Source organism: Rhizobium sp. NPDC090275 (genome assembly GCF_044772225.1).
GTDB lineage: Bacteria > Pseudomonadota > Alphaproteobacteria > Rhizobiales > Rhizobiaceae > Rhizobium.
Genome location: NZ_JBIVYL010000016.1, coordinates 1 through 12,445 on the forward strand (window position 1 = coordinate 1; position 12,445 = coordinate 12,445).

Below are 12,445 nucleotides of genomic sequence, written 5' to 3' on the forward strand. Positions count from 1 at the left end.
GCTTGTTAGGAAGAAGCGGTTGGATAATGCTCCATTCGAAATCAGTCAGGTCGAACCGGCGACGGGTCATCTGAGGCCTCCAAATCAAAGCCTCAAACGATCGTCACCGGAACTTTGTGCCGGCAGGCGCAGTTATGTTCGGTAACGTACAAAGCTCGCGCAAAGCCTCGGGAGCATTCTTAGAGAAGCGAACCCTGCATGCCCAACCCAGTAGTTGTACTCGTTGTCGATGACGAGCCTCTTATTCGCCTGTCGATTACAGCGGATTTGGAGGACGAGGGCTTCATCGTGTTTGAAGCTGGCACCGCAGACGAGGCGATCGAGGTCCTCGAACTGCATACCGAAATTACGCTCGTGTTCACGGACGTGGACATGCCGGGAAGCATGGACGGGCTGAAACTCGCAGCATTTGTTCGCGATCGCTGGCCGCCAATCAAAATCATCGTGACATCCGGCCACCGTCAGCCCTCAGTCGAACAACTCCCCCAAGGTACGCCCTTCCTTAAAAAGCCCTATGTCTCCGGCGAAGTCGTGACCATGATCCGTGAGCTACTGACGGACTGAGTAGTCGCGGGCCCTTATCTAGGGAAGCTCATGAAACAGGGAAAACGCGTTGTTTGGATCGTAGGGTTAGTAGTGTTTGCGTGAAACACTCAGGCCCGGAATCAGACGCCAATCGGTTCGGCAGTGGACGCGTGTTAGTCGACCGAACTGCTCGCCCTTCAAGAGCATTCGCCGGAAATAACGGATTTCGTCCTCGATGTAGAAAGTCTTGCTGTCAGTACGGTGGGCACCAAGGTCGGCGACGTACCAGTCGAGACCGTTGTCCTTGGCGAAGCTTAGATCAGTCTCTCAGAGCCCATGAGGTTCGATCGCAGGGCAGACTAATATCATACCAAGGTCGGCGAACTCCCGATTTCGGAAAAGCGATTACCGACCTGATCTGTTGCATGGCGCGCTCTTTCATTTTTACGCCGGCGTTGATGGTCTTCGACACTCGGCGAGGATGATCATTTGGCGCGGGACATGCCACAGCCGCATCAACTCCAATGAAGCCGAAACCCCGCGGCCAAAGCGGATGGATCGCCGGTGGTCGCCCTCATCTGCGCTCATTGGAAGGCCGCTTCCCATCTCTTCGATCAAGGAGAACTCGGCACGGCTCTTGAGTATTTTCACCTGGCGGCTCGATTAAGAACATCGGAGCTATATTTCATAATGACTAACGGACCATCGGTGATACGTCACGAGATATGGGAGAGGCAATTGGCTGTGCAGAGATCGAACACGACCAGCATGTCCGACATTACTCCGATCCACGGCAGCCTCACCAATTCGACGATCTCCGGCCGAATGGTTCTGATCCTGATTGGCGTGGGTGCATTGTTGCACATCGGCCAAGAAGTCTTCGTGCCGTTGGCCCTGGCTTTGCTGCTCACTTTCACGCTGGCGCCGATCGTCAATTTCCTAAGAAAGCGTCATGTCCCGAAAATCGCGTCCGTTTTGCTGGCGGTGGCATCCGCCTTTGTGACAATCACGCTTTTCAGCATCGTCGTTGCTACCCAGGTCGCCAATCTTGCCGATAACATTCCGACCTATCAGCGCAACATTGTCGCTAAGGTCGACGCTCTGACCCAGGCCGGCTCCGGAAGCGGCGTACTAGATCACCTGAGCAAAGCTGTCGAGCGGATTGGTAACGAGCTCAAAATCCGAGCGAGCGAAAGCCAGGAAACGCCGACTGCAGAAGCCCAAAAACCCGAACCTATTCCCGTCGAGATCGTAACGCGGTCAAACCCGATAGAGACACTTGGAAGCTTCATCCTACCGCTCATCAGTCCATTCGCCTCAGCAGGCCTCGTCATCGTGCTGGTCATCTTCATGCTGCTCGAACGCGAAGCCCTGCGTGACCGCCTCATTCGGCTCGTCGGGCTGGGTGATCTCCACAAGACGACCTCTGCGCTCCAGGACGCGGGTAAGCGGGTGGGCAAATACTTGCTGATGCAACTGGTAGTGAACTCTCTCTACGCCATCCCGATCACAATCGGCCTATGGGCTCTCGGTATTCCAAACGCGATCCTCTGGGGACTTCTTACACTGGTGTTGCGCTTCGTCCCCTACATCGGGCCGGTGATCGGAATGATCCTGCCGCTTTTTCTGGCACTCGCCATCTCACCGGGTTGGTCACTTGTTGCGTGGGTCGCGGGCTTGTTCATCGTTACAGAACTGGTCAGCAACAATGTTGTGGAGCCCTGGCTTTACGGCAGCCATACGGGACTTTCGCCGCTTGCGATCATCGTCTCGGCAATTTTCTGGTCGTGGCTCTGGGGGCCCGTCGGCTTGATGCTATCGACCCCCCTGACAGTTTGTCTCGTTGTGCTTGGTCGCTATGTCCCACAGTTCAGCTTCCTCGACGTGCTACTTGGAAACGAGCCTGTCCTCCAGCCACAGGCAAAGCTCTATCAGCGGCTGCTCGCCGGCGATCCTAACGAAGCCACCGACAACGCGGAACAGCTCCTTGAGGAAGAATACCTCGTGGATTATTATGAGAGGGTTGCGCTCCCCGCGTTGATCCTGGCTGAAACCGACCGCCAGCGCGGTGTGATGACGCGGGAACAGATTGCCCTTGTTGCATCGACCACGCGTACGCTCATCGATAACCTTGCCGACATCGCTGTCGACGAAGAGAACGAGGAAGAAGACGGGCATGCGGCGAGTGCGGATGGCGCCAATGTCAGTCAGGCGCTTCCAGATGGCGAAGGACGTATCGTTCTTTCGATTGGCGGTCGTGGGGCGATCGACGCGGCAGGAGCGGCCATGTTGGCGCAATTACTGTCAATTCAGGGTGCAGAGCTTATCGAGGTGCCGCAGACTTCGAACGAAGATGGCCCTACTGTGCCCCCCGTTGGCGTCGCCGATACCGCGATCATCACGTTTCTGAATGGAAACTCAATGTCTCATGCACGTCAGATTGTTCGCCGCTTGAAACGTCAAAAGCCGGGTCTACGTGTCGGTGTCATGATGCCGACCGCAAACGGACAGGCATACCCTCAAATAAAGGCAGACGACGTAAACGCGGATTTCGTCTGCACCACAATGAGCGACGCCATCAGAAGTGCCCTGACCGATACAGGTCCCGCCCGGCCAGAGGTGGTGGTCAGGAAGTTGGCACGACCAAGGATTCCGCGCGCGGCACAAGCGTGAATGGTGACGTGTCGACGCCGATGCGCGCCACTCTCGCGCCGCCTGAAAAAGCGTCGGGAGGCGAATTAAATCACATGCAGCGTGCATGAAACCACTATTGATGCGCCAGCAGTTCCCGGGCCTCCCGGAAAGAGACAAGGCGGCGCCGCCGTTCATCCCATAGTGCAAGTCGAACACACCTAAAGCTCTCCCACAACGTTATGCGGCCAATGCCCGCTAGTTCAGGATGAGCGCGCAGTACCTCCGGAAGTCGATAGTATGGAATACGGCTAGCGAGATGATGAACGTGGTGGACGCCAATATTGCCCGTTAGCCATCGAAGCACCAGCGGGAGGTCATAGTGCGAAGCGCCGTGGAGAGCGGCTTTAGGAAACTTCCAGTCGTCGGCGTTTGACCAATGCGTTTCCTCAAACTGGTGCTGTACGTAAAACAGCCAAACGCCGGCAGCTCCCGCCAACAATACAACAGGAAGATGCACCAAGAGGAACGGCACCAGCCCCACGAGCCATATCGTCAATGCAGCGACAAGCGCGATCGCCAGATTGGTTGCCATTGTCGACACCCAAGGCAAGAATTCGGCCCTCATCATACCGATCGGCAGCCGTTGTTTTAGGAGGAATACCCAGACCGGGCCGATACCGAACATGACAACCGGGTGCCTATAGAAGCGGTATCCAAGTCTCCTTGCCGGAGAAAGGGCACAATATTCGTCGACCGTTAGGGTTGCAATGTCACCCACTCCCCGTTCGTCAAGATTGCCAGCAGAGGCATGGTGCTCGGCATGGGTTCGCCGCCAGTAGTCATAGGGCGTGAGGGTGAGAACTCCAATTATGCGTCCCGTCCATGTGTCCAACCTTCGCCGCGCGAAGAACGAGCCGTGCCCGCAGTCGTGCTGGATCATGAAGAGCCGAAGCAGGAAAGCTGCAGCAGGCAGAACTAGCAAGGCGCCCAGCCACGAACCTTGCATGGTGAAGATGCACGCTCCGGCCCAGAACGCAGCGAACGGCACAGCCGTTACCACGAGCTCAAATACGCTGCGACCAAGGCGCGGCTGCCGGTATTGCGCCAGAATCTTGATCCAAGCGCCGGTCGTATCCCGGCTTGGTGATTTTGGTTCGTGTTTTTGAGAGTTCATGTGATCCGAGCTGTTTCTGATCGCAATGCAGGACTTCCGCTCTACACCACGGTTTAAATTGTAGGGCGTCAGCCTAGGCTAGCCTTACGTGCTGCCTCATCTACTACGGCGCGGGAGGCGAAACCATCCGTTTTTGTTTGTGGGCTTGCGCGTCGGCCGCTTTCCCGCGTTAGTGCGGCCCGTGCAAAGCAGTGGCGGCTGCGAAATGAGACAACATACCTGGGTCTTCCTGCCGACCTCGGTGTTCAGAGACGCTGTTGTTTTACGAATGTTCAAGCAATGACCTCCGTACAAAAGCGTCGATCATTGGTCTTGTGACACATCGATATTGAGGAGCGCATAGCAACCGGTATCACCTCGCAGACCGCTCGTCGTAGAACCCTCTCCTGGTGCTTGGCGTACCCCCTACCAATTCGGCGTTCCGTAAAGTCACTGGCGAGGCGCGTCGGCCGAAGCGATACACGCGACGGCGGCAGCAACATCGATGAAAGCGCTCGGATGTCAGGACTTGTCGCCATTGGAACTATCCCGTCGTTTGGCGCGTTGAGAGCGCATTAATTTACAGGGGTTATCATGGATACCAATCTCGCCATCGCAGCTTTTGCCGCTACAGCCTCGTTCTTGTTCATGGTGTGGGGTGTCGGTCGGAACTACTGACCGATATAAGATATTCAACGATCTCCGGTAGGACAAGCGCGCTAGGCCCGCGCGGCGGCCTGGCACACAGAGACTTGACTGCCAAGATATGGCTTGCATTCTCTCCGACGCTGCTCGGCAATGCGACGGTATCTCAACCAGGAGAAATCGATGGCTAAGGATCTAGCTAGAAGCAACAAAGAGATCCGCAAGCCGAAGAAGGACAAGGCGGCTCCAGCCGCAGCGCCGGCTACGTTCGGGGCCAAGGCTGTAGAGTCCAGCAAACAGAAGAAGCCCTAAAGCCCTTCGGCCTCTGCAACATGGTCGACGGGCAGGCTCAGCTTCAAACGCACGTGTGGTCCAGATACGTTCGGGTGCCCAGATCTTCCATCTGCCTCTCCAGTCCGCGCCAAAAGCACAGATCTTAACGGCGAAACCCTCTGATCATAGAAGGCATTAGCCAACGTGGTGTGGCTATTGCCGTTTTGCCCTTTTAAGTAGAAGACCACTTACGATACTGATAGCATCAGCGGCCCGCGAAACGCTTTTTGGCAGCGTCCGTGACTGGCGTATAGAGCGCCACGCGGGTACCTTCCGGATCCGAAATCTGCATTGTTCGGTTTCCCCATGGCAGATCCTTGGGTTCGTGGACGACCTCGACCTGATCCTTGAGCCGCGCGAATTCTGCATCAACATCCGATACCATGAACTCGAGGATAGCCGTCCTGTTCGCTCTCGGTTCCGCACTACCCCCGAAGCCCTCGATCAGCGGCTTTGCGCCGTCGCGACCAGTGGCCTGGCCAGGCGCCAAGGGAATGTCCTGCCAGTCGGCGGTGACGCAATCGTCGAGAAGCGCGGGCTGGCCGGCGAAGGCGCGGTAAAAGGTCTTCAACATCTGCAGATCGGCTTCGCTGATCCCGCTGCTGTAAATTTCGGTTTCATTGGGCATTGACTGGCTCCGTGTTCATTCAATGAAACGGAAATAGCTCGAGCCAAAACATTATTGAAATCGATATTATGTATGCGATAACATCCATTGAATGGATTTACATGGTATCGATCTCAATCTCCTTGTCGCTTTTGACGCCTTGATCGCGGAGCGCAGCGTTACACGTGCCGGCATCCGCATTGGCCGCACGCAGCCCGCGATGAGTGCGGCCTTGAGCAGATTGCGCGCGCTGTTGAACGATGAACTGTTCGTGCGGGGTCCCGATGGTCTCCATCCAACCATGCGGGCTCTCGAATTGGCCGAGCCGATCGGCCGCGCTTTGACCGATATTCAAAGAACACTCGAGTTCAGGCAGGTCTTCGATCCCACGCAGTCGACGGCGACTTTCGCTATCGGATTGGCCGAGCATCCCGCCCATCTGATCCTGCCAAGGCTGGTCGCGCGGCTCAGGCAGGATGCGCCCGGAGTAATCCTGCAAATTCGCAGCTTCGTACATCGCGACGATGCAGTGACGCTGCTCGATGACGGAGAAGCCGACGTAACGATCGGCGTACCACCCGCGCCGGCGGGGCGTATCTTGAGCCAAGCCTTGTTTGCCGAGAGATTTGTCTGCGTGGTCAGAAACGGCCACCCTCAAGCCGACCAACCGATGACGTTGGACACGTTTCTGGAACTGTCGCATCTCCTTGTGTCGCCCGAAAATGACAATTTCGGCTTGGTGGATGCGGCCCTTTCGAAGCAAGGGCTGCGCCGCCGCCTCGCTCTCACCGTGCCGCAGATGTATGCAGCGCCCGCTTTGGTCGCGTCGTCGGATCTGATCGCAACGCTCATGCAAGGGGTTGTAGAAGCGTCGGGGCGTGTCGCGGAGTTGCGCGTGATGGATCCCCCACTGGACCTGCCCAGTGTTCAATACAACATGGCTTGGCATCGCCGAAACGACGTTCATCCAGCGCAGAAATGGTTCAGGAGCTTGATCGCCTCACTGTGTGTATGAAGTGATCGGCTACCTGGTTGGATTGCGACGCGATCAAAGCGCCCGGTTGGTTTGCTCACTAAGGTGCGTGTGCATGACCGCAAAGGGCCGACTGCGCTCTTCCGCTACGCGCCATGTGAGGCCGTTACCTGATCGGCCACTCGCACTGTCGGTTGCAAAAAGAACCGCCGTATGCCCCATCTAGTTTCGTCCAGATACTTCGAAGATCCTTTCGCTCTCTTGGGGCCGCTCGACGACGTGGCGTCTTACCTCTCAACGGCCTCAATGCTCGACTAGGGCCGCATGGTTTAACCCGATTGCGCGCAGGATGGCCACTTGTAATTGAAAGGCGACGAACCCTTTCTTGATTACTAGCCCGCGGCCTCGACAATTCGGCGACGATGTGAAGCTCGAACCTAGTTGCGTTGCTCAAGCGAAAACTCTCGACCTTGCCAAACCCTGGCTGCGAGTGGAACCATTGACGGCTATTTACCTTCTTTATGCTGGTCACGACCGCGGAGGATTCACCTGTTTATCGTTCATCACCTCAATAATAGTCGCTCCCAGCGCGTCATTTGGCTGATGGAGGAGCTGGGACTTGATTACAATATTCGCTATTACGAGCGAAATAGGGATATGTCCGCTCCCGAGGCATTGCGGACAGTTCATCCGCTCGGAAAGTCTCCGATTGTCGAGGATCTCGATAGTCCCGCAGGCTGCCAGGTGTTGGTGGAGACTGGTGCGATCGTCGAATACCTGACGGGCGTGGCCGACGGCAAGCTGGGCCCGCCTCCGACGCCCCGGGAAGTCGTCTTATATCGCCAGTACCTTCACTATGCCGAGGGTTCGCTGATGCCGATACTCTTCGCCAGCCTTGTCGCATCGAAAATACCCCTTTTCGGACGGTTTGCATTGAAGCGTATACGGCCGATGCTCGAAACGCACCTGCACTTCCTCGAGCAGGAACTCCGCAGTCGCAAATGGTTCGCTGGAGCCGAGTTCACCGCGGCCGACGTCATGATGAGTTTCCCGCTTGAGGCGGCGGGGTCACGTGGGTTTCTCGACGATAGTAAACGAGCCACGACAGACTGGATGAAACGCATCCATGCCCGTCCCGCCTACCATCGAGCCCTGGAAAAAGGCGGACCATATGCGTTTGGCCCGCGCGATCATCAAAGCAGAGAACCCGACGAAACTTAGGGCAATCGCTGTGAACCGCACCCTGAAACCTAGCGGGCGCGAGCCGTCATCCACCTATCCGTACTCGACCCCATTGCACGCGGTGCACCCGAAAAGGCGTGTCGAGGGCGAAAGCATCCGGTTAGCCAACCATGACACCAAGCCCGGCGCCACATCCGACGAAGTACTTGAGCCATGGATGCCTTTGTCTAAGTAGTGAACCTCGACGAGATCGCTGAGGGCGTAACGTCAGCAGTCGACAGGCTTGTTCGCAGTCCATCGAGCGGGATTGTTGACGTCAGAGGCGATATAGATCTTGCCGCCGTCCTCCCGGACGAGTTGCAGCCGCCTCTATCTAGAATATCGGAGGTTTCGCGCACATGAGATACTCCGTTGGATCGACCGCGATGGTGCGGCAGACGGCGTTCCGTGTTGATGGATACGTCAGATGTTGCTGATGAACCCGTCATGAGACGCAACCTAAATCAGGATTCAATCGTGCGGTTGCGGACCAAGCTCGTACCGCGGGAACCGGCAATCCTGAGCGAGGTTGTACATATGCTTATTGAAGGAGGTGCCGAGTGCCTACGGTGATTGATGTCGATTTCCAAATCCGATGGGCGGTTCCGGTTCACCTGCGGATCGCTGGCGGTAGTCGTAAATGTATTAATGGGCCCGATGCCGCCCTGTTAGCTTTACAAGGCGAATGGCCCTCAAAGGATAGTGCGGAATTTAGCCTGGCGGTAGCCAGGTGCCGCAAGGCTTTGATGGAGCACGGAAGCGCGGAGTTGGCTCGCCAGAGTTTCGTCAACGCGGCAGTTCAAGCGAAGGTGCTCTCATGACAGCAATCTCAGCCACGCCAGTCAATTGGGCCATCATCTTGGGATGCGCAACGCTACTATGCTGGATGTTTGCCGGCTTCTCCGCCGTTTTGGCGACTAGGGGCGAAATCAGGAACGCGGAGCCAGGCCGATTTAGTGATTATCTCACGACTGGATTGGCCGTGACCGGCTTTCTTGCATTGACCGCGATGGGCCTATTACTAGGATTCGGTTCGTAAACACCGGTTTGATGTTGCCGGCACGACATGGAGGAGATCATGCCACGGTGGGCTCATCTGTGTATTGATATGCAAAGGATGTTCGACGGGGAGACCGCGTGGAACGTTCCATGGATGGCGAAAGTATCCGATCAAATCGAGGAACTGACGGCGCGAGTACCCGAACGGACCATCTTCACCCGCTTTATACCGCCGCGCTCGGCTGGGGAAATGCCAGGTGCATGGAAGGCATACTACGAAAAATGGAATCAGATGACCCTGAACCGCTTACCGCGCGAGCTTGTTGACCTTTTGCCAGCCTTGGCTCGATTTGCCCCGCCAGCGCGGGTTTTTGACAAGCGGACGTATTCCCCCTGGGTGGACGGACGGCTTCATCAGCTTCTGGTCCAAGACGGCGTCGATACCCTCATCGTCACAGGCGGGGAGACAGATGTTTGCGTACTAGCGACGGTGGTCGGCGCGATCGACCTTGGCTATCGCTTGCTAATTCCGCATGACGCAGTGTGCAGTGGGGCCGATAGCACCCACGATTCGACGCTGGAGCTTCTTGGCGCAAGGTTCTCAGTCCAGGTCGAGATGACTTCCACAGAAGCCCTACTTGCGAACGTTGTTTAGGAAAATGGAACCAGTGGCGGCTCCTGTCCACGGTGACCCGGCAGGATGGAGGTCGGTCACGATCGAGAAGAAGCGCGGCAGATATCGCGGAAGTTCTCCAGGACGATACAAGCCTGCCAAGCTAAGACGCCGTTCGAATTAAAACAGTCAAAATCGAGCCGGCGTTAAAAGAGGTTAAGACAATCGACGGGTGCGCCTGTAAATGAAGCTTGCTTATAGACGAACGTGCACGCTACGGGCGTGAAAGCGCTGGTGCGGCCGTGCGCGCTTTCCTGGGTCGCGTCCCCTTGGAACGGTTTCGCTTTAGTTGCGACGATGATTGAATGAGCTGGATTGATCGTCACGTGGTTCTCCCCGCTATGGGTTTTGTTGTGTTATGCAGCAGCTCTAGCAGCACATCATTGACCTCCGTTCCGGCAATGCCAAGGTCGCGCACCGAGCTCATGTGATTGCGTCCGCGTAGGACCTTTTCGGCAACCGGTACGCCTTGCCTTCTCAAGACGTCCGAAAACGCGCTCATCTGAGTGTGAAACGGCGTTGTTTCTTGTTCACCAACCGCGAGGATCACCCGGCAGCCAGGATCATGGAAATGGTGGAGCGGCGTGAATTTTTCGATTTCCTCCTCCGTCAGATTGATCTCGCTCTGGAGAAAAGAACTCTTCAACGGTCGAAGGTCGTAGAGCCCTCCCAGAAGAAGGGCCCCAATGATCTCAGTGGCCGGTGGACCGAGGTGGATCAGATGGCTCGCCAGATGGGCTCCCGCCGAGTGACCACTGATTGTAATTGATGCGGGATCGCCGCCATGTTCGCTGATATGATCGCGCACCCACGCCTTGGCTCGAAAGACCTGATCCACGAGCACTTCCATCCGAACATCCGGCATCAGTGAATAATCGACGATCACCGCGATCCCGCCCGCATCCGTTATGGGTTTCGCGATGTAGGAATATTCGCGTTTCGACCACATCCGCCAGTAACCGCCATGTATGAAGATGTGGACCGGCAGGCCTTCGCGATGGCCGGCTGGAAAAAACAAGTCCACCGTTTCACTTGGGCCTGTGCCGTATGCGATATCCGCGATCATGGGCAGGGTTTCGCGCGCCCGTGCGCTCGCCTGCACGATTTCGGAGACAATGTCGTCGAACTCCGCGACATGATCGCGGATGCGGAATGGATCGCACCCCAATGAATATCCTCCGGATCAGAAACTTGTTGCGATATATTTCGCTTCCATGAACTCCGCAATGCCGTGATGTTGTCCGCCCTCACGACCTAGTCCGCTTTGCTTGACACCGCCGAAGGGGGCGGCCGGATCGGAGACCAAGCCACGGTTTAGTGCAATCATGCCCGCCTCAATAGCCGACGACACCCGAAGACCGCGGGCAAGATCGCGTGTGTAAACGTAGGCTGCCAGTCCGTACTCGGTGTCGTTTGCAAGGTCGATCGCTTCTTGCTCGGTCTCAAATCGGTAGATCGGCGCAACGGGTCCGAAGATTTCTTCTTGAGCCATTTCGCTTTCCGCGGACACATTGGCAAGTACCGTTGGTGGATAGAAAAAGCCTGACCCTGACGGCGTTTGGCCACCACACAGAACACGTGCGCCTTTGTCTTTCGCATCATCAACAAGGCGGCTGATCTTGTCGACTGCCTTGCGGGTAATCATAGGGCCGCAGTCAGTGTCGGCCTCGACACCCGAGCCGACCTTCAAGGCTGACATGCGATCGGACAGCCCTTTGGCGAAAGCGTCGTGGATCTGGGACTGCACGTAGAACCGGTTTGCTGCCGTGCAGGCTTCACCAGCGTTGCGCATCTTGGCGATCATAGCGCCATCGAGCGCGGCGTCGAGATCCGCGTCGTCGAAAACCAAGAACGGTGCGTTTCCACCAAGCTCCATCGAGCAGGAAATGACGTGCTTTGACGCTTCAGCAAGCAATTGTCGCCCGACGCCAGTTGATCCAGTGAATGAGAGCTTCCTGACGCGCGGGTCGGCCAAGACCGTCGATGTTACGGGGCCGGGGTTGGTTGTCGTCAGCACGTTGACAACGCCCTTTGGCACACCGGCCTCTTCGTATATCGCCGCGAGAGCATAAGCTGTGAGCGGGGTTTCACTCGCGGGCTTGAGAATGACGGTACAGCCAGCCGCTAGCGCTGGCGCAATTTTCCGGGTGGCCATCGCCGCCGGGAAATTCCAGGGCGTGATCAGCAGACAAATTCCGATCGGCTGATAATCGACGATGATGCGGTTGGTGCCGGATGGAGCTATGGCGAATTCGCCGCTGATGCGCACAGCCTCCTCGGCGTTCCAGCGGAAAAATTCCGCAGCGTACGCAACTTCACCGCGCGCGTCCCGCAGCGCTTTGCCGTTCTCCATGGAAATGAGCGTAGCCAGCATGTCCGACCGATCGAGCATCAGCTCGAAGCAACGACGCAGAATTTCGGAGCGTCTACGAGGAGGTGTCGCTCGCCAAGATGGCGCTGCCGCCGCGGCCGCGTCTACACTGGCTCTGGCATCCTCGATCGTTGCATCGGGAACGGTAGCCAAAATGCCACCCGTCGATGGATCGACGACGTCAATCTGCCGTCCCGAGTGGGAGGGTCGCCATTGTCCGTCGATGTAGAGCCCGCGCGCAGTGGCATCAAGGTCGGGCAGGTGGCGGTTTGGCGGGGTGATCTGTTGGGCGATTGTCATGGTTTCCTCGA

11 protein-coding genes are annotated in these 12,445 nt (G+C 56.9%); 7 read left to right on the forward strand and 4 right to left on the reverse strand.

The genetic code is table 11. The features are described from left to right. Nucleotides 1-198: 198 nt before the first annotated feature. Nucleotides 199-564 (forward strand): response regulator, encoded by a 366-nt coding sequence (locus ACIQUB_RS28755; RefSeq protein ID WP_402934646.1) that lies wholly within the window; start codon nt 199-201, stop codon nt 562-564. A 729-nt stretch (nt 565-1,293) separates the two neighbouring features. Continuing rightward, the gene (locus tag ACIQUB_RS28760; RefSeq protein ID WP_402934897.1) at nt 1,294-3,198 is read left to right on the forward strand and encodes an AI-2E family transporter; all 1,905 of its coding nucleotides are present in this window, start codon (nt 1,294-1,296) and stop codon (nt 3,196-3,198) included. A gap of 94 nt (nt 3,199-3,292) precedes the next feature. On the opposite strand, the gene ACIQUB_RS28765 is transcribed toward ACIQUB_RS28760, so the two are convergent. After that, the gene (locus ACIQUB_RS28765; protein WP_402934649.1) at nt 3,293-4,333 is read right to left on the reverse strand and encodes a fatty acid desaturase; all 1,041 of its coding nucleotides are present in this window, start codon (nt 4,331-4,333) and stop codon (nt 3,293-3,295) included. A gap of 807 nt (nt 4,334-5,140) precedes the next feature. On the opposite strand from ACIQUB_RS28765, the gene ACIQUB_RS28770 reads away from it, so the two are divergent. Further along, nucleotides 5,141-5,269 (forward strand): hypothetical protein, encoded by a 129-nt coding sequence (locus ACIQUB_RS28770; protein WP_402934652.1) that lies wholly within the window; start codon nt 5,141-5,143, stop codon nt 5,267-5,269. 226 nt (nt 5,270-5,495) lie between these two features. Here the strand turns inward: ACIQUB_RS28770 and ACIQUB_RS28775 are convergent, their stop codons facing one another. Further along, nucleotides 5,496-5,918: a VOC family protein gene (locus tag ACIQUB_RS28775; RefSeq protein WP_402934655.1), complete on the reverse strand. Its 423-nt coding sequence runs from the start codon at nt 5,916-5,918 to the stop codon at nt 5,496-5,498. 91 nt (nt 5,919-6,009) lie between these two features. Between ACIQUB_RS28775 and ACIQUB_RS28780 the strand changes: the two genes are divergently transcribed. The 4 genes from ACIQUB_RS28780 (at nt 6,010) to ACIQUB_RS28795 (ending at nt 9,745) form a co-directional block, all read left to right on the forward strand. After that, entirely contained in the window at nt 6,010-6,912 is a 903-nt protein-coding gene (locus ACIQUB_RS28780; RefSeq protein ID WP_402934658.1) for a LysR family transcriptional regulator, read from the forward strand. 507 nt (nt 6,913-7,419) lie between these two features. Further along, the gene (locus ACIQUB_RS28785) at nt 7,420-8,091 is read left to right on the forward strand and encodes a glutathione S-transferase family protein (RefSeq protein ID WP_402934900.1); all 672 of its coding nucleotides are present in this window, start codon (nt 7,420-7,422) and stop codon (nt 8,089-8,091) included. 569 nt (nt 8,092-8,660) lie between these two features. Further along, nucleotides 8,661-8,912: a DUF982 domain-containing protein gene (locus ACIQUB_RS28790; RefSeq protein ID WP_402934903.1), complete on the forward strand. Its 252-nt coding sequence runs from the start codon at nt 8,661-8,663 to the stop codon at nt 8,910-8,912. A gap of 245 nt (nt 8,913-9,157) precedes the next feature. Then, nucleotides 9,158-9,745, forward strand: a complete 588-nt coding sequence (locus ACIQUB_RS28795) for a cysteine hydrolase family protein (RefSeq protein ID WP_402934661.1) — start codon at nt 9,158-9,160, stop codon at nt 9,743-9,745. A 340-nt stretch (nt 9,746-10,085) separates the two neighbouring features. Here ACIQUB_RS28795 and ACIQUB_RS28800 read toward each other — a convergent pair whose 3' ends face one another. Then, on the reverse strand, nt 10,086-10,931 hold the full coding sequence (locus ACIQUB_RS28800) for an alpha/beta hydrolase (RefSeq protein ID WP_402934664.1): 846 nt from the start codon (nt 10,929-10,931) through the stop codon (nt 10,086-10,088). 15 nt (nt 10,932-10,946) lie between these two features. Continuing rightward, nucleotides 10,947-12,434: an NAD-dependent succinate-semialdehyde dehydrogenase gene (locus ACIQUB_RS28805; RefSeq protein ID WP_402934667.1), complete on the reverse strand. Its 1,488-nt coding sequence runs from the start codon at nt 12,432-12,434 to the stop codon at nt 10,947-10,949. Nucleotides 12,435-12,445: the final 11 nt, after the last annotated feature.

Bases quoted from the DNA above. Each gene is read 5' to 3' on its own strand.
- ACIQUB_RS28780 (WP_402934658.1), top strand. From the start codon at position 6,010: ATGGATTTACATGGTATCGATCTCAATCTCCTTGTCGCTTTTGACGCC.
- ACIQUB_RS28795 (WP_402934661.1), top strand. From the start codon at position 9,158: ATGGAGGAGATCATGCCACGGTGGGCTCATCTGTGTATTGATATGCAA.
- ACIQUB_RS28775 (WP_402934655.1), bottom strand. From the start codon at position 5,918: ATGCCCAATGAAACCGAAATTTACAGCAGCGGGATCAGCGAAGCCGAT.
- ACIQUB_RS28765 (WP_402934649.1), bottom strand. From the start codon at position 4,333: ATGAACTCTCAAAAACACGAACCAAAATCACCAAGCCGGGATACGACC.
- ACIQUB_RS28770 (WP_402934652.1), top strand. From the start codon at position 5,141: ATGGCTAAGGATCTAGCTAGAAGCAACAAAGAGATCCGCAAGCCGAAG.
- ACIQUB_RS28805 (WP_402934667.1), bottom strand. From the start codon at position 12,434: ATGACAATCGCCCAACAGATCACCCCGCCAAACCGCCACCTGCCCGAC.
- ACIQUB_RS28760 (WP_402934897.1), top strand. From the start codon at position 1,294: ATGTCCGACATTACTCCGATCCACGGCAGCCTCACCAATTCGACGATC.
- ACIQUB_RS28755 (WP_402934646.1), top strand. From the start codon at position 199: ATGCCCAACCCAGTAGTTGTACTCGTTGTCGATGACGAGCCTCTTATT.